Below are 15,617 nucleotides of genomic sequence, written 5' to 3'. Positions count from 1 at the left end.
CCTATGCCACCGAAAGGCAACCCACCATGGCGCTCACGCCACTCGCTCCCAAGACACGCCTTGTCGGAGAAGCACGCGTGGAATACGCGGCTGAACTCGCCAAGCACTACAACAACAACGCCAGCATCCGCACCCTCATGGCCGCCTCCGGCCGCTCCTACGGATTCATACACAAGCTCCTGGAGGAAGCCGGGGTGACCTTCCGCAAGCGCGGAGGCATCCGCCGAACAAGGCTCCCCGAAAACTGATTCCTGCCCTGCCAAGCGAGACCTCAACAGAGGGGGACCATGAACGCCATCACTGCTCTGAGCTGGAATTTTGAGAACAATGGGAAGAAGGATCCGGCGCGACGCCGCGACGGTTATCAGCTGCTCGCTCGCCTGAGCCCGGACCTGGTGTTTCGGCAGGAGATGTGGGATGCAGGGCAGGACGGCAAGCAGGTCATGTCCGAGGCCGAGAACCTGCTCGGAATGCGAGGCTGGCTCGGAGCCTCCAGTTGTACGGCCATCTTCGCGAGCACCGAATTCACGCCCATGCGTGAATGGTCCACCAGTTTTCCGTACGTGCTGCCGCCGACCGCACTGACCTTGCGGTACACCCCTGCCGGAGAGCGAGCACTCCCCCTTGTTGCGGTGTCCTATCACCTCAACTACGCCAGCACGGCCCATCGGCTTGCCGAGATAGAGTGGCTCAGCACATGGGCCGACAAGAAGTGGCAGATTCCCGACGGTCCTTCCGTCACCCTGCCTGCGCTCATGGGAGGTGACAACAACTCTTACCCGGTCCCGGGAATTCCCGGTGATCCGGTTCTGCCGGAACTGGAAGCAATCCGGGACCAGCCGCATCGCCTGCACCGGTCCTACGTCGGCGCGGACGGTGTCCGGCGGATGGATACGCGCCCGGACGAAGCGCTGCGCACCGCTGGTCTGCAGGACGTTGCCCGGCATCGAGCCCTGGCCGGGGATGCAGGCGCGGTGGCGCGGACAGTCAACGCCTGTGACACGCACGGGCCGGACTCGCGGATCGACCGCGTGTACGCCACGCCGGAGCTGCTGCCGGCCGTCGTGTCGGTCGATGTGATCGAGGTCCCCCTCGATCTGTCCGACCACCACATCGTGCGTGTGTGCCTGGACGCCGACGCGCTGATCGACGCCCTGAGAGCCCCCTTCGCCGCGGCGCACTGACGGCTCGGCAAGGACGGGGCACAAGGCGGCCTGCGGACGCCATCGCCGAATCGGATGACACGACCACCGCGAGGGTGATTGTTCGACGGCTGCGGCACAGGCCGCCCTTGCCCCGTCACGGCCAGACCACGCGAATCGAAGTCCAGTGCGACAGATCGCCCGGAATTGGCCGTGACGCCACACCGGAGGGGGTCGTTTCCCCCGGTGTTCCACTCATTCGTTCGACATGAAGGGGTGCGATGCAGTGCAGACCCGATCACCGGATGCGCAGCCAGGTATTCGAACGCGGCCGTTGCCCCGTCAACCCGGCTCCTCCGGCAGGCGTGCGCCTGGAGGCAGGCCGGTGAGCGGAAACACGGTGATGCCGCCCGAGGTGGACCTCTGGGTGAAGCGCAAGGTGCCCGGTGTGGAGTTTATCGCCGACGCGCCCTGGCCGCGCCGGTCCAGCTCGCGGGTGTGGCGCGTGCACCTGCGGACGCACTCCGTGTACGTCAAGGTGAGCCGGAACGCGCTCCGCTACCAGCGTGAGGTGTATGCCTACCGGCATGCTGCGGCAGCGCTCGGCGCGGGCCGGGCGCCGCGGCTGCTCGACACCGATCCCCGCTTGGGCGTGATCATGACGTCGGCGCTGCCGGGCTCCCGGGTTCTGGGGCTGAAACTGCGGACGGGGCAGGAGCGGACGGTGCATTCGCTCGCCGGCGGCCTGCTGCGGCGTTGGCACGAGCTGGAGCGCCCCCATCCCGCGGCCCGCGCCCGCGCGATCGCGGACGTCGACGAAAAGGTGGAGGCGGCGGCCGCCCATGTACCGAAGATCACTCATCTCCTGTCCGACCGGCACAGGAGCGGGATTGAGCGGGCCGGACAGGTACTGCGGCTACTCGCTCCCTACCTGCCGCTCGGATTTCGCCACGGTGACTTCCAGGCCAGGAACTGGCAGTGGGACGGGGCGGCGCGAGCCCTCGGGCTCTTCGACTTCGAGGAGTCCGGCAGCGGCATAGCGGTCGAGGACTTCGTGTGGCTGGCCGCCGACACATGGCCATCGCAACCTCATCTCCAGACCGCGTGCCAAGCGGGGTACGGCCGCGATTTCTCCGCTGACGAGGCCCGTGCCCTGGACGCCTACTCGGTGCTGGCCGCCCTCGACGACCTGCAGTGGGCGCACCGCAACAACGACGGTGCCGAGATCGCCCGGGCGGTGACCATCCTCGAGCGGGTGAGTGCCCGACTGCTCTGACCTGTCCGTTCGGCCCGTCCGCAGCAAGGAGCGCCCCCGCCCGTTCCGACGCCGCGCCCCGTACCGTCACCTGCTGGAGGCAGTCCTCACCATGCACGCCCCCGAATCTTCCGCTCCCGGCCTCGATACCCCCTCCCCTCGCCCCCGGCCGGTGCCCCGCTCCACACGGCAGCACGCCGGGACGTGGCCGCTGGCCTTGAGAAGGAGATCGTGCGCAGCGCGCCCGCGGACGGCGCCCTGCACGTCGCTTCCGGTGCCGGCTGGCGCCGCGGCAGGCGAATCCGTCGGGAGGCGGCGATGAGTGAACAGACCGAGGTCGAAAACGGCGAGGCAGCGGCCGAGGTGCCGCGCCCGCGCGCCGAAGTCCTCCCACCACCGCCCGCCACGACGTCCAGCATCGTGCAGAACGGGGACGAGGAGGAGATGGTCGAGGCCTGGTGGCTGCTGCACCAGGGCGCGGCCGCCCGTGCCAGCGTGTGGCAGATCCTGGGCGAGCTGCCCCGCACCGTGCGGCAGGTCGGCGGCTTCGCCTGGCGGGCGAACCGGACGGCAACCGTCGCCCTGGTGTTGCTGCAGACCGCCTCGGCCGTCCTGTCCGCCTTCGGGCTCGTCGCCACGGTGGGGGTGGCGCAGCACATCTTCGCCGATGGCCCCACCCCAGACCGGGTGCGCGCGGCTGCACCACAACTGCTGCTCGTTGTCGTCCTGTTGTCCCTGCGCGCGGCGCTCGAGTACGGAGTCACGGTCGCGCAGGGGAAGCTAACTCCTCTGATCCGGGCCGCCCTGGAGCGCGACTTCTACCGCCTCACCTCACATGTGAAGCTCGAGGCGGTCGACAGTCCGACCTGGCAGGACGAGTGCTACCGAGCCCGCAACCAAGGGCTGCACTACGCACGGCAGATCGTCGGTCACGTCGTGACGCTCGCCGCTGCCGCGCTCGTACTCGTCGGCACCGCGAGCGTCCTTGCTGTCCTGCATCCGCTGCTGTTGCTCCTGCTGCCGCTGTCCGTCCTGCCCGTCGGCGCGGCCGCGGTGAAGTCGGCGAAGGCCCGGTTCCACAGCTTCCGCCGCTTCAACGAGATGTCCCGGCGCACCGACGTGTTCTCGTGGCTGATGCTGGACCGCGACACGGCAGCCGAATTGCGCTCCCACACCGCCCAGCGGGCACTGCTGGACGAGCACGCCCGGCTCACCGAGCAGATCACCGCCGAGGACATCCGGTTGAACCTCGCCGAGGCCCGCATGTCCCTGATCGGCAGGAGCGCCGGGGGAATCGGCACCGGCATCACCTACGTGGTTCTCGGCCTGATGCTGATCCACGGCTGGCTGCCGCTGGCCGCCGGCGCGGGCGCCGTCCTGGCACTGCAGAGTGCCCGCTCGTCCATGACCCGCGTTGTGGACGTCGCCCACCTGCTGTACGAGACCAGCCTGTGGGTGGGAGACCTGCTGGAACATCAGCAACGCTGCCGAAGCCTGCTGCCGCGCCGAACCGGCGTCGCGGCCCCCGACACCATCACGACCATCACCCTCGAGGACGTGCACTACACCTACCCCGGCAAGGACACACCCGCTCTCGCCGGGATCAGCCTGACTCTGCACGCCGGGCAGACGGTCGCCTTCGTCGGAGCCAACGGATCAGGAAAGAGCACCTGCTCGAAACTGCTGGCCGGCCTGTACGACCCCACGGACGGCGAGATCCGATGGGACGACGTGCCCACAACGCACTACGACACGGAATCCCTACAGGCCCAGGTCGCCTCGGTCCTGCAAGATCCGACCCGGTACCCCTTCTCCGCCCTGTCCAACATCACTGTCTCCAGAGGGACCCTGACCAGGGCGGAACCTCAGCGCGTCCTCGACGCCGTTGTCGCTTCCGGGGCCGACCAGGTCATCGCCGGCCTTCCGGGCACCTGGTCCGCCACGCTGTCCAAGCGCTTCCGCGGCGGCCAAGAGCTGTCAGCGGGCATGTGGGCGAAGGTCGCGGTGGGCCGCGGCGAATACAAGGATGCTCCGGTGCTGCTGCTGGACGAGCCCACGGCCAGCATGGACCCGCGTGCTGAACACGCCGTCTACCAGACGGTACTGCGCGGCAAGCGCCGCCCCGACCGGATCACCGTGCTCATCTCGCACCGGCTCGCGTCCGTCATCGACTGCGACCACATCTACGTCTTCGACAACGGCAAGATCATCGAGTCCGGCACACACCAGGAGCTGCTCACCCTCAAGGGCGAGTACGCCGCGATGTTCGCCCTTCAGGCCGCCGGCTACCAGGCCACCAAGATCGCGGACACATGACGCCACCCTTTGCCCGTCCCCCCCGGCGGACGGCTGACGAGCCCGATGACCGTCTCACCCGTGTCCAGGTGTCTACGGTCCGCCGACCTGGACAGAAGCCTCCCCCCCCAGCCTCCCCGAGAAGGTAAGGAACCAGCGTGCCGCCCACCCGCACCCACGTCCGGACGGTCGTCGACACCGCGCCGGACGGGCATCCTCAGGAACGCGACGCTCCGTCCGCCGCTGGTCGGCCGTGTGACGAGGCGCCCGAAGGGACCGAACTCCACATCATCGGAGTCCACCTCTACCTCCAGAACTCGCACGGACAGATCCTGCTGGGTCTGCGACACCCCGACTCCAAGTTCGGGGCGAACGAGTGGCACTTCCTGGCCGGGCACTGTGAGCGAGAGGCCGCGATCAGATGCCTGGTCAGAGAGGCGGAGGAAGAGGCAGGTCTGCTCGTCGATCCCGACAGCGTCGAGCTCGTACACGTAATCCACCACAGCGACTCGCCGACTGCGCGGCCGCGCATCGGACTCGTGTTCAGAGCCCACTCCTGGTCTGGCACCCCGAGGCTCCTGGAGCCCGACCGGTGCGTGGAGTGGCGGTGGTGGGACCCGACGGATCTTCCCGCCGCCGTGGTGCCGTACAGCCGAGTGGCGATCGAAGGGATTGTCGCCGGGCGTCTGTACTCGGAGACGGGATGGGGCGAGTAGGCGGTGAGCACCCTGGACACGAGCCCGGCACAGTCCGGCCCGGGCGCAAGGCAGGAGGCGCAGCCAGCCGATGGGGACGCGGCCGTGGACACAGCGGCCGCGCGGGCGACGATGGTCACCCGTCTCGAAGCGGAAGGCGCGCTGGGCGCGGGGCCCGTGCGCGATGCGCTGCTGGTGCTTCCTCGTGAGCGACTGATGCCGCAGGCCTACGTGCGTCGCAACGCCCGGGAGGAAAGGCCGGGCCGTTGGGACCTGTTGGACTGGGCGGAGCCGCAAGACCGGCCCGAGCTGCTCGGGATTCTGTACGGCGGGGCCAGCGTGCTCGTCCAGCACAACGGGGAACGGCTGGTGGAACGAGTACGCGGCTCGCGGTCGGGCGCGTCGATCACGTCGGCGGCCACGCTGATGAGCCTGACCACCACGCTCTTGGAGGAGCTGGATCTGCGCCCCGGTCAGCGGGTGCTGGACGTCGGCACGGGCGCGGGGGTGACGGCCGCAGTGGCCTGCCAGGTGTGCGGCGACCAGGGAGTGGTCACCCTCGACCGGGACCAGCACCTCGTCGAAGCGGCCACGCTGCGGCTTGGCGACCTCGGCTTCCGGCCCGAGGTGGTGTGTGGCGCTGGTGAACAGGGCGTGCCAGGGCGGATGTTCGACAGGATTCTCATCTCGTACACGGTCGATCACGTACCGCCCGCCCTGGTCGCGCAGCTCGCGCCCGGGGGGCGGCTGCTGGCGCATGTGACCACAGCCTCCCCGTCGTGGCCCGCCCTTGCGATCGTCGAGCGCACCGCCGACGGGCAGATCCGGGCGGAGCTGCGGGCCGTGGAGTTTGCCCACCAGGCCGGCCGTGATCTGGAGAGGATCTGGCTCAGCGAGGAGTTCCGGCAGCGTATCGCCGCCGAGCCGGGCACCTGGACGCAGCGGAGCAAGCTGAGCCCGCCGGCCGACAGCGACCGGGGCCTGTGGCTCGCGGCCGACCACCTACTCGGCGGGCTAGTGCGAGACTTCGGCGCCGACCACCTGGTGATCGGGGCGCCCGGCTGCGGATCCTGGCTGCGGGTCGAGCCGACCGGCGCGACGCGGTGGAACGTGACCATCCAAGGGCCGCGCGACATCTGGAAGGAAATCCAAGACCTCGCCGTTCGATGGCGGGCGGCAGGCTCGCCCGACCGCTACGGCCTCGTCATCGCCCCGGACGGCGGGCAGCGCGTCACGTCGCCGTGCGGCGGCTTGACCTGGCACCTGCCAGTCCCCCGCCCAGCTGCTCAAGGAGTTGCCTCGTGACCGGTCCCCACACGTCCTCTCCAGGCCGCACGCCGGAGCAGCCAGCCCTGTTCGGGGCTGCGGCCCCCGACTACGAGCGCTACCGGCCCGGTGTTCCGACGGCCGCGGCCGAACTGCTGGCCGGCGTACTGCAGGGCCGGCCGAACCCGGCCCTCCTGGACCTGGGCACAGGCACCGGGCAGGTGCCCCGAGCGCTCCTGTCCGCCGCACCCGGGTTGGCGCACATCGAGGCGGTCGACGTCAGCCAGCAGATGCTGGACCAGGCCCAGGACGCTCTCGCGCCGGTTCTCGGCCGCTGCACCCTCCGCCTCGTCCACGCCGCGGCCGACGCGTACGCACCGCTGCCCGGAGCCGAGGCGCACGCCCCGGACCTGATCACCTGCTGCGGGGCGTTCCACTGGATGGACCGTCCAGCGGTGCTGGCGATGGCGGACCAGGTGGCCGCACCGGACGCTGCCGTCGCGATCATGGGAGACGGCAGCCTGTGGACCTACGAGGCGGACTGGACCCGGGCTCTGCGCGAACTCATCCAGCACTACCTGGGCGCCGAGCGCCGGGCCGGCACCGATGCCGCCTACCGTGAGCCTGACCGCTCGTACGAGGAGGACCTCGCCGCATCGGCGTGGAATGACGTCACCGAGCACCCCTACTCCGTGGACCGTGCCTGGGCGCCGAAGGACGTGATCGGCTACCTGCGCAGCACGTCCTTCGCGAGCCCGGAGCTCTTCGGTGAGCGGCACGCCGCCTTCGAGGACGAGGCCCGGACGCTGCTCGACTCCCACGCCTGCGGTGGATCCCTCACGGAGCACGCCGTCTTCACGGTCCTCCTCGCCCGGCGCGGCGGAGGAGCGCGGTGAACCCGGGGCAGCGGCACACCGAACCGGTGGACGTTCATCTGATGCTGCTGCGCGAGGCAGCACAGGGGCTGGAGGTCTTGCTGTCGCGGCGGGCCGGGCAGGTGTATGCGGCCGGGCTGTGGCACCTGCCGTCCGGGCACCTGGACGGCCCGCACGAAGACGTCGTCGACGCTCTGGTGCGTGAGGCACGGGAGGAGACCGGCGTCGTCATCGCCCCGGCCAACGTACGGGGAGCCGTCGTCGTGCACCACCGCAGCCCAGGCGGCACCTCGCGTACCGGCTACTTCTTCGAAGTCCGCAACTGGCTCGGGGAGCCGCACGTCGCCGAGCAGGACGTGTGCGACGCGATGATGTGGGCGCGGCTGGACGCACTGCCGCACGGGATGGTGGCGTACTGCCGTGCCGGCCTGGACGCCTACCGGGCCGGTGCCAGGATCGCCGTGCACTTCCAAATGTCCGGTGACGCCATCGCCTACGACCCCGGCGCTGACCGTCTGCGCCTGGTCCCGGACGCGACCGGCCCGGACCGCGGCACCCGTCCCGATGCTGCGCTCGAGGCCTTCGCGCAGCGCGCGGTGGGCCGGATCAGTGAGTGGACCGACACCTCATGGACAAGGGAGAACAGCCGCGTCTGGCGTGTGCGGGGTGCCGCCGGCGGCACCTGGTACGTGAAAGCCCATCAGAACGACAAGTTCCATGACCGGGAGGTCCGGGCGCTGCGGACCTGGGCCGGATCTCTGGGTTCGGCCGCGCCCCGGCTGGTGGCCGCCGACGGGGAACTGCGGGCCGTCGTGATCACCGCGCTGCCCGGCCGGCCCCTGCACGGCAGGATCCTCGTCCCGGCTCGGGAGCGGGAGGTCTTCCGCCAGATTGGTGTGCTGGCGCGCCGTATCCATGAGGCCTCGCCTCCGCGGCCGGCTCCCGCAGGCAGCGGCCCGGCCGTCGCCAAGGCCGACCGGCACCTGGAAGCGGCGCGCCCTCATCTCGTCCCGGGTGATGAGGAGTTCGTTCGTGAGCTGGTCCGCCAGGCCGAGGACCTGGCGCCACTGGAGTGGGTGGAGACCCACGGCGACTTCCAGCTCCGCAACATCCTGCACGACGACGCCGACACCCCCCATGACTCCGAGGACTCCGAGGACAGCGTGGCCGTGATCGATCTGGAGCGGAGCGAACCGGGTCCCGCGGTGCGCGACCTGGTCCGTCTGTCCGACGCCTGGGCCAACCGGCCTGACCTGTATGAGGCGTTCATGGCCGGGTACGGCAGGCCCCTGACGGCTGCCGAGGAAGCCCGCCTGGTCATCGACACGGCGCTCGATGCGGTGAGCGGCATCCAGTTCGGTGCCGCCCACGGCGATCCGGAGCTGGTCGAGCGGGGCCACCGGACGCTGGCCCGCCTGCGCGCCGAGCACGAAGCCAACTCGCCTGCGGGAGAACCTTCATGAGCCGCGACAATTCGCCCGCACTCACCATCGGGGTGCCGGGCGCCGTGCAGCAGGCGCCGGTCCGCGCGGCGGCGCCGGCCGATGCCGAGGGCATCGTGCGGATGCGCTCCGAGTACATCCTGTCCGAGCCATTGAGCGAGGAGTGGATCCGGCGGTGCACGGCCCAGCTGGCGCCGCGGCTGACCGCGGGCGGGGACGCGCGGGCGTTCGTCATCGACGCCCCGGATGGTTCGATGGCCGCCTGCGCCCTCGGCCTGATCCATCCCGTGCTCCCGGCGCCCGCCTATCCCAAGGGGCTGGCCTCGCGCGTGCACGCCGTCGCCACACGCCCGGGCTTCCGGCGCCGCGGCTACGCCCGGGCGGTGGTGACCGCGCTCCTCGAGCAGCTCCATGCCGAACATGTCACGCTGTTCGAGCTCCACGCCAGCGAGGAGGCCGCCCCGCTGTACCGCGACCTGGGGTTCGCCAGCAGTGCGGCGCTGATGCGGATGACGCGCCTAAAAGCGCCGGCCGCCAAGGACGAGCAGGCAGTCGGCCGCGGTCTGCCGGAGGGCGGTGAGGGTGGCGAGGGTTCCGGGTGGATGCCGCCCGAGGTCTATGCCGAGACGGTGCTGAAGGCGACCTGTTTCGCGTGCCTGTACTTCACCGACGAGGACGACCGGCCCCTGCAGTTGCATTCCGTCTACTCGCCCGTGCACCCGTGGCAGCTGGTGGGCGGCACGATGGATCCCGGGGAGAGGCCTTTTGGCACGGCGGTGCGTGAGTGCCGGGAGGAGACCGGGCTGACGGTGTCCGGTCCGCCGCGTCTGCTGGCGACGGTGTACGGGCTGCCTGGTGCCGAGTGGCCCTACAGCACGCTCGGCCTGGTCTTCGACGGCGGCCGCCTCACGTCGGAGCAGATCCGCGGCATCGCGCTGGATCCGCGTGAGCACGACGAGGCGCGCGTGCTTCCCCTGGCCGAGTGGGAGGCGCTGATGCCGCCTCGCGACTTCGCCCGGCTGAGCGCCGTGGCCGAGGCCCGCCGCACCGGTGTGGCCGCCTATTTCGACGCCTGGGACTGGGGGACGAAGTGAGCAGCATTGTGCTGATGTCCGACCGGAGGATCGCCGCGATCCCCTTCACGGACTGCGGCGAGGAGCTCGTGGACGTGCGGGCGCACGGTCTGAAGGTCGATGCCCGCAAGCAGGACGCGGCCGGGGCCTTCGCCCACGTGCGACAGGGGGTGCTGACCCGGCTGCTGCATGCCCAGTCACTGCTGCCCGCCGGGGTGGAACTGCTCTTTGTCGAGGGGTATCGGCCGCCGGCGTTGCAGCGGCGGTACTTCGAGGAGTACTCCGACGAGCTGGCCCGCACCCATCCCGACTGGCAGGCCGCCACGATCCGGGAGGCCGCCAGCCGCTTCGTGTCGCCTCCGGAGATCGCGCCGCACTCCGCCGGTGCGGCCGTCGACGTGACGCTCGTCGACCACCAGGGCCGCGAGCTGGACATGGGTGTCCGAGTCAATGCGTCGCCGGAGGAGTCGGCGGGCGCCTGCTACACCGACGCCGTCGGTCTCAGCGACCAGGCCCGTACGAACCGGGGCACCCTCAAGGCCGCGCTGTCCGCGGCCGGACTGGTCAACTACCCGACGGAATACTGGCATTGGTCCTACGGCGACCGATATTGGGCATTCACCACTAAACAACCGTTCGCTCTGTACGGGCCCCTTGTGCTGCCGCGGCAGCACGGCACTACCCGCCGTTGACGTACCAGGAGAGGGATCTGTGGGATACACGCGGACCGAATGGTCCAAGCACTACGCCGATGGGAACGGCTTCCGACAGCTCGGGGACAAGGAGAAGGCCCTGCTCGCCGAGCACGCGCCCGCCCCTGCCGGCGGCCGGGCCCTCGATGCCGGCTGCGGCACCGGCGAGTTGGCGGTGTTCCTGGCCTCGCTCGGCTACACCGTGGACGCCCTGGACTTCGCCGAAGGCGCCCTCGAGCGGGCCCGGGCGGAGCACGCCGCGGTCGAGGGGGTGCGCTGGCTGTGTCTGGACCTTGAACGCGACGACCCGGAACCGCTGCACGAGGACGGGTACGACCTGGTCACGCTGCGCTTGATGTATCCCTTCCTGGCCAACCGGATGAGTGCCGTGCACGCGCTCGGTGAGCGGCTGCGGCCCGGCGGCGCCCTCGTCGTGATCACCCCAGTGGTCGAGCACACGCCTGAGGAGCGCCGCAGGATCGCTCTCGATGAGGACGAGATCGGTCTGCTCACCGAGGGGTGGGAGACGGTCGAGCGGTTGGAGGCGGACCAGCTCGCCGTCCTGGTCCTGCGCGGCCCCTGCCACACCGGCACCCGGGCGGTGGAGCGGCAGCGACCGCCCACTGGTCTGGCCGTGACGGGCGCCCTCGCGGTCGTCACCGACGAAGCCGGCCGAGTCCTGCTCGGCCGCTCGCACCGGGAAATGTGGGAATTGCCGGGCGGGAAGAGTGACGGATCGGAGTCGTTCGAGGCGGCCGCGGTGCGCGAACTCGCCGAGGAGACCGGGCTCACCGCCGACGCCGAGAACGCGTATGTGGTGACGATGCTCGCCGACGCCGCCAGCGACGTCCCGCGGCTGACGGCAGTCGTCCGCATCACCAACTGGTCCGGCACCCTCGCCAATCCGGAGCCGGACAAGTTCGCCCGCTGGGAGTTCGTCGACCTGCACGCCCTTGCCTGCATCGGTGCAGTGTTCGTCCCCGCCGCCCAGTCTCTGGATGCCGTGTGGCCCGGAGTGATCCCCGACCTGCCGCCCGTGGTCTCCTACCCGCTCGCCGTCGAGCAGCCGACCGTACCGGGTGAGCCGGCCGCGGCGCCCCGGCTGCGCCGCGCGATGGCCAAGCAGGTGATCGACGGCGGCTGGGCCCCGTCCGAGCCGGTCCGTGATGCGCTGCGAACCGTGCCGCGTCACCGCTTCGCCCCGGAGGCGAGCCTCGCAGACGCGTACGACGGCGGCGACCGGGCCGTGATCACCCGGCGCGATGAGACCGGAGCGCCGATCAGCTCGGTGTCCGCGGCGTGGCTCCAGGCCGACATGATCGAGGCTCTGTGCCTGACGCCGGGCGCGATCGTGTTCGAGGCGGGATCCGGCGGCTACAACGCCGAGTTGATCGCCCAGGTCACCGCGCCCGACGGACTCGTGATCACCGCCGACATCGACCCATGGGTCGTGCGCCGCACCCGCCGTGCCCTTGCTGAGGCCGGCAGCGGCCGCGTCACCGTCGTCGAAGCCGACGCGGCCCTCGGCGCACCCGCCCGCCTCGTGCCCCGCGGCGGCTTCGACGCCAGCGTGGTCACCTACAACTGCTGGGACATCGCCCCGGCCTGGTGGAAGCAGCTGGCCGAGGGCGGACGCCTGGTTCTGCCGCTGGAGATCGGCGGCTACACCCGGGCGATCGCCTTCGAGCGGCGCGGGCCAGTGCTGGAGGCCCGGCACTTCACGTACTGCGGGTTCGTCCGCGACCAGGGGCAGCAGGCCCGCACCATTCCGGTTGTCTCCCTGCTCGACGGCGGGCTGACGCTTCGCTTCGAGCACGGCACCGCCGCTGACACCGACGGCCTGGAGGAGGCGCTGCAGGGGACGCGGCATGAGGTCGCCACCGGCGTGACCATGGGGGCGGGAGCCTTCTTCGGCTCCCTGCAGCTGTACGCGGCCACCACGCTGCCCGGCTTCTGCCGACTGGCCGCCCACCGGGACCCGGACCAGGACGTGACCGGCATCGTGAAGGGCCGTGACGTACCCGCAATCGTCGGCGGCGCTTCGCTCGCCTACCTCACCCATGTCCAGATCCAGGACGGCGAGCGCCGCGAGGACAAGAAGTGGGAGTGGGTGGTCCGCGCGTTCGGCGAGCAGGGCCCGCGACTGGCCGAGCAGCTGGCGGTCACGGTCCGGGCCTGGGACCGCCATGTGCGCGCCGACGACAACAGCAAGCACGCTGATCCCGCCTTGACGGTCTACCCGGCCGGGACGCCTGACGATCTGCTGCCCGCCGGGGAGGTCCTGGACAAGGAGCACTGCCGCCTGGTGTTCCGGTGGCCGGGGCGTGACGCGCTGCTCCCCCGCCCCGTTGAGCGCCCGGGGATCGCCGTGGCGGCGGAGGGGGTGTGACGGTGGAACCGGCAGTACGCGAGGTGGTGTTCGCCGCGCCGACGGAGCACGACGACAGGGAACGGATGCGGCGCGCGCACGCGGCTGCCGCGCGCCAGTTCCAGGTGCCGGTGTCGGGGCCGGAGGTGTGGGGGTGGCAGGGCCGCACCCTGGGACGCCGGGCCGGGGACTGCTGGCTGCGGGTTGTCGCCGCCGCGGTGGACAAGGCCGGGGGACGGCTGTGGGAGGGCACGGCGCTCGCGGACACGGCAGTCCCCCGGCCGGTGCCCCGGCCCCGGCTTCGGGGTTTGGTCGACTGGAGCGCCGACGAGCACGCCTACCGTGCCGAGCTCACCGAATACATCAGCGCGCGCCCGCTCGCTGACGGCACCCCCGCGCTCGTCGGGGACGTGTCTCTCCCCGACGCCTGGTGGGCGGATCTGCGCGCCGCTCTGAACATGCTCGCCACCGTGCCAACGGATCGGGAGTCGGTACGGCAGCGGTGGGTCGACACCAACTTCCGCCGATTCCTCGGCATCGACCCGATTCAGGTTCACGACTACACCACCGGCCACGGTGATCTGCACTGGGCGAATCTCACGAAGTCCCCCTTACTGATCTTCGACTGGGAGAACTGGGGCCGCCTGCCCGTCGGTTATGACGTGGGCCTGCTGCACGCCTACTCCCTTGCCGCCCCCGTGACCGCGGCGCGGATTCGCCGCGAGTTCGCCCACGTCCTTGACACGGCTGCCGGCCGGGCCGGGGAACTCGTCGCGCTCGGCCAGCTCCTGCAGACGTGCCACAGGGGCGTCCACCCGGTTCTCGCCCCGCTCATCGCCCGCCGGGCCGAGCACCTGACCGGCACCCCCGTACCCGCTCCCTGACCAACCCGGAGCCCGACCGTGCGCCATTCACCCCGGCCAACGACACCGAACGAGGAGACCATGTCCACCGCACCCCACCCGCCCGGACCCGACCACCCCACCGGCCCCGCCGACTCGGGCGACCGCTCCGACAGTGATGCGGCATCGGCAGCCAGCGCGACTGAACCGACGTCCAAGGTGCGAACCGGGCGCTGCGAGTGCGGCCACACGAGGTACGAGGTGACGGGCGATCCGGACGACCCGCATCTGTGCTCGTGCCGGCACGAGACGCGCATCTCCGGCGGGCCCGCCGTCCTGTGGGTCGGATTCCGCAGGGACAGCCTGAAGTGGGTCGGGCCGGGCGGCGAGCCGACCTGGTATCCGAGCTGGCCGACCTTGCACCGCGGCTTCTGCCCTCGCTGTGGGAGCCAGCTCGTCTCGGTCGCCGACGGCTCGGACATGGTCATGGTGACCGGCTTCAGCCTCGACGACCGCAGCGGCACCGATCCCGTCGGTCATTCGCACAGCAAGGAGGCGGTGCCGTGGATGGCCATCGCTCTGGCCCCCGACCCCCGCGCCCCGCAGCCGGACACGACGTCAGCATGAGAGTCGCAGAGCAGATGATCACCGCCGTCGCCGGGACGCTGATCCTGGCGTACGGCGTGCACCCGGCTGAGGTGACCCAGATCCCAGTCGGCACCGCGACCTGGAACTACATGGTGACCACCCGGTCGGGGCGCCGGTACTTCGCCAAGGTCTACCTCGACCACGCCTCCGTGGAGCGGGAGCGACAAGCGGTGGAGCTCGCCGCCTTCGCGCGCAGCGGCGGGGTGCCGGTGCCCGCTGTGCATCCCACCCGCGAGGGCGCCCTGGTCGAGGAGGTGGGCCGGCTGCCGATGTCCCTGTGGGAGTACGTGGCCGATTCCGAGACCGCTGAAGGCGGACTTGCCGGTGCACGGTGGCCGGCGGTCGGGACGGTTCTGGGACGGCTGCACCGCCATCTCGGCACCCATCCCGCGGCCGTTCCGCGGCTGCGGGATGGTGCCGGGGTATGCGACCTGAAGCGGGCACGGGCGCGGTTCGAACGGCTGGTCAGCGAGTACGGCCGCCGTGGCCGACTCAGCCCGTTCGAGGAGTGGGCCCTGGACGCCGCCCGGCAGCGCTTGGCCCTACTCGATCGCGTCGCAGTCATCCTGGACGGGTTGCCCGCGCTGACGGAGCAAGTCGTCCATGGGGACCTCGCCGCCCCGAATCTGCTGCTGCGCGGGGACAAGGTGGCGGCCGTGGTGGACTTCCAGCCGCCGCGGCCGCGCTACCTCGCGTGGGAGGTGGCCCGGATCGGGTGCGATCCGCGGACGGTTCTCCTCGGCGACGAGTGGCTCACCGGGCTGCCCGCGCTCCTGGCCGCCTACCGGGACGAGTACCCGGGCCTACCCCTGGACGACCTGCTCTGCAGCGTGACTGTGGGCTGTGCCTACACGCTGGCCTCGACGTACCCGCTGGCCGAGCCCTTGGACGACCCGGCTGCCGTCGACGCGCCGCTCGAGGCGTACGGGCGGGCGCGGCACGAGGCCGCGCTGATGCTGCTGGACCGGCTGCCCGAGGTGGAGGGGGTCCTGCGTGACGCCCTCAGATGAGCCACATCAGCAGA

At 70.9% G+C, this 15,617-nt stretch carries 14 protein-coding genes; all 14 read left to right on the top strand.

The features are described from left to right. Positions 1-26 precede the first annotated feature (26 nt). On the top strand, positions 27-248 hold the full coding sequence (locus SZN_RS00880) for a helix-turn-helix domain-containing protein (RefSeq protein ID WP_043727146.1): 222 nt from the start codon (positions 27-29) through the stop codon (positions 246-248). Positions 249-287: 39 nt separating this feature from the next. Continuing rightward, positions 288-1,184 carry an endonuclease/exonuclease/phosphatase family protein gene (locus SZN_RS00875; protein ID WP_007490631.1) on the top strand — a complete coding sequence of 299 codons (897 nt, stop codon included), beginning with the start codon at positions 288-290 and terminating at the stop codon, positions 1,182-1,184. A 343-nt stretch (positions 1,185-1,527) separates the two neighbouring features. Next, positions 1,528-2,418: an aminoglycoside phosphotransferase family protein gene (locus tag SZN_RS00870; protein WP_007490629.1), complete on the top strand. Its 891-nt coding sequence runs from the start codon at positions 1,528-1,530 to the stop codon at positions 2,416-2,418. A 297-nt stretch (positions 2,419-2,715) separates the two neighbouring features. Next, positions 2,716-4,713 carry an ATP-binding cassette domain-containing protein gene (locus SZN_RS00865; RefSeq protein WP_043727284.1) on the top strand — a complete coding sequence of 666 codons (1,998 nt, stop codon included), beginning with the start codon at positions 2,716-2,718 and terminating at the stop codon, positions 4,711-4,713. 137 nt (positions 4,714-4,850) lie between these two features. Then, positions 4,851-5,408, top strand: coding sequence for an NUDIX hydrolase (locus tag SZN_RS00860; protein ID WP_007490626.1), 558 nt, complete (start codon positions 4,851-4,853; stop codon positions 5,406-5,408). 84 nt (positions 5,409-5,492) lie between these two features. After that, the gene (locus SZN_RS00855) at positions 5,493-6,692 is read left to right on the top strand and encodes a methyltransferase domain-containing protein (protein WP_244313262.1); all 1,200 of its coding nucleotides are present in this window, start codon (positions 5,493-5,495) and stop codon (positions 6,690-6,692) included. Next, entirely contained in the window at positions 6,689-7,549 is an 861-nt protein-coding gene (locus SZN_RS00850) for a class I SAM-dependent methyltransferase (RefSeq protein WP_007490624.1), read from the top strand. The genes SZN_RS00855 and SZN_RS00850 overlap by 4 nt, the downstream gene beginning before the upstream one ends. Next, complete coding sequence (locus SZN_RS00845) at positions 7,546-8,991, top strand: phosphotransferase (RefSeq protein ID WP_007490623.1); 1,446 nt, start codon at positions 7,546-7,548, stop codon at positions 8,989-8,991. Before SZN_RS00850 ends, SZN_RS00845 begins: the two co-directional genes overlap by 4 nt. Then, complete coding sequence (locus SZN_RS38010; protein WP_007490622.1) at positions 8,988-10,064, top strand: bifunctional GNAT family N-acetyltransferase/NUDIX hydrolase; 1,077 nt, start codon at positions 8,988-8,990, stop codon at positions 10,062-10,064. Before SZN_RS00845 ends, SZN_RS38010 begins: the two co-directional genes overlap by 4 nt. 14 nt (positions 10,065-10,078) lie before the next feature. Next, positions 10,079-10,735: a M15 family metallopeptidase gene (locus SZN_RS00835; RefSeq protein WP_030587849.1), complete on the top strand. Its 657-nt coding sequence runs from the start codon at positions 10,079-10,081 to the stop codon at positions 10,733-10,735. Between the two features lie 19 nt (positions 10,736-10,754). Continuing rightward, positions 10,755-13,124 (top strand): methyltransferase, FxLD system, encoded by a 2,370-nt coding sequence (gene fxlM, locus SZN_RS00830; protein WP_007490620.1) that lies wholly within the window; start codon positions 10,755-10,757, stop codon positions 13,122-13,124. After that, the gene (locus tag SZN_RS00825) at positions 13,121-13,987 is read left to right on the top strand and encodes a hypothetical protein (protein ID WP_007490618.1); all 867 of its coding nucleotides are present in this window, start codon (positions 13,121-13,123) and stop codon (positions 13,985-13,987) included. The genes fxlM and SZN_RS00825 overlap by 4 nt, the downstream gene beginning before the upstream one ends. 60 nt (positions 13,988-14,047) lie before the next feature. Further along, on the top strand, positions 14,048-14,572 hold the full coding sequence (locus SZN_RS00820; protein ID WP_007490617.1) for a GFA family protein: 525 nt from the start codon (positions 14,048-14,050) through the stop codon (positions 14,570-14,572). Further along, positions 14,569-15,603, top strand: coding sequence for a phosphotransferase enzyme family protein (locus SZN_RS00815; RefSeq protein WP_106432570.1), 1,035 nt, complete (start codon positions 14,569-14,571; stop codon positions 15,601-15,603). Before SZN_RS00820 ends, SZN_RS00815 begins: the two co-directional genes overlap by 4 nt. The last annotated feature ends 14 nt before the right edge of the window (positions 15,604-15,617 follow it).

Origin of the sequence: Streptomyces zinciresistens K42 (assembly GCF_000225525.1) — a bacterium.
In the GTDB taxonomy this organism is placed as follows: Bacteria; Actinomycetota; Actinomycetes; order Streptomycetales; family Streptomycetaceae; genus Streptomyces; species Streptomyces zinciresistens.
The sequence above is the reverse complement of the archived record's forward strand: the minus strand, read 5'-3'. Positions and strand labels throughout refer to the sequence as shown.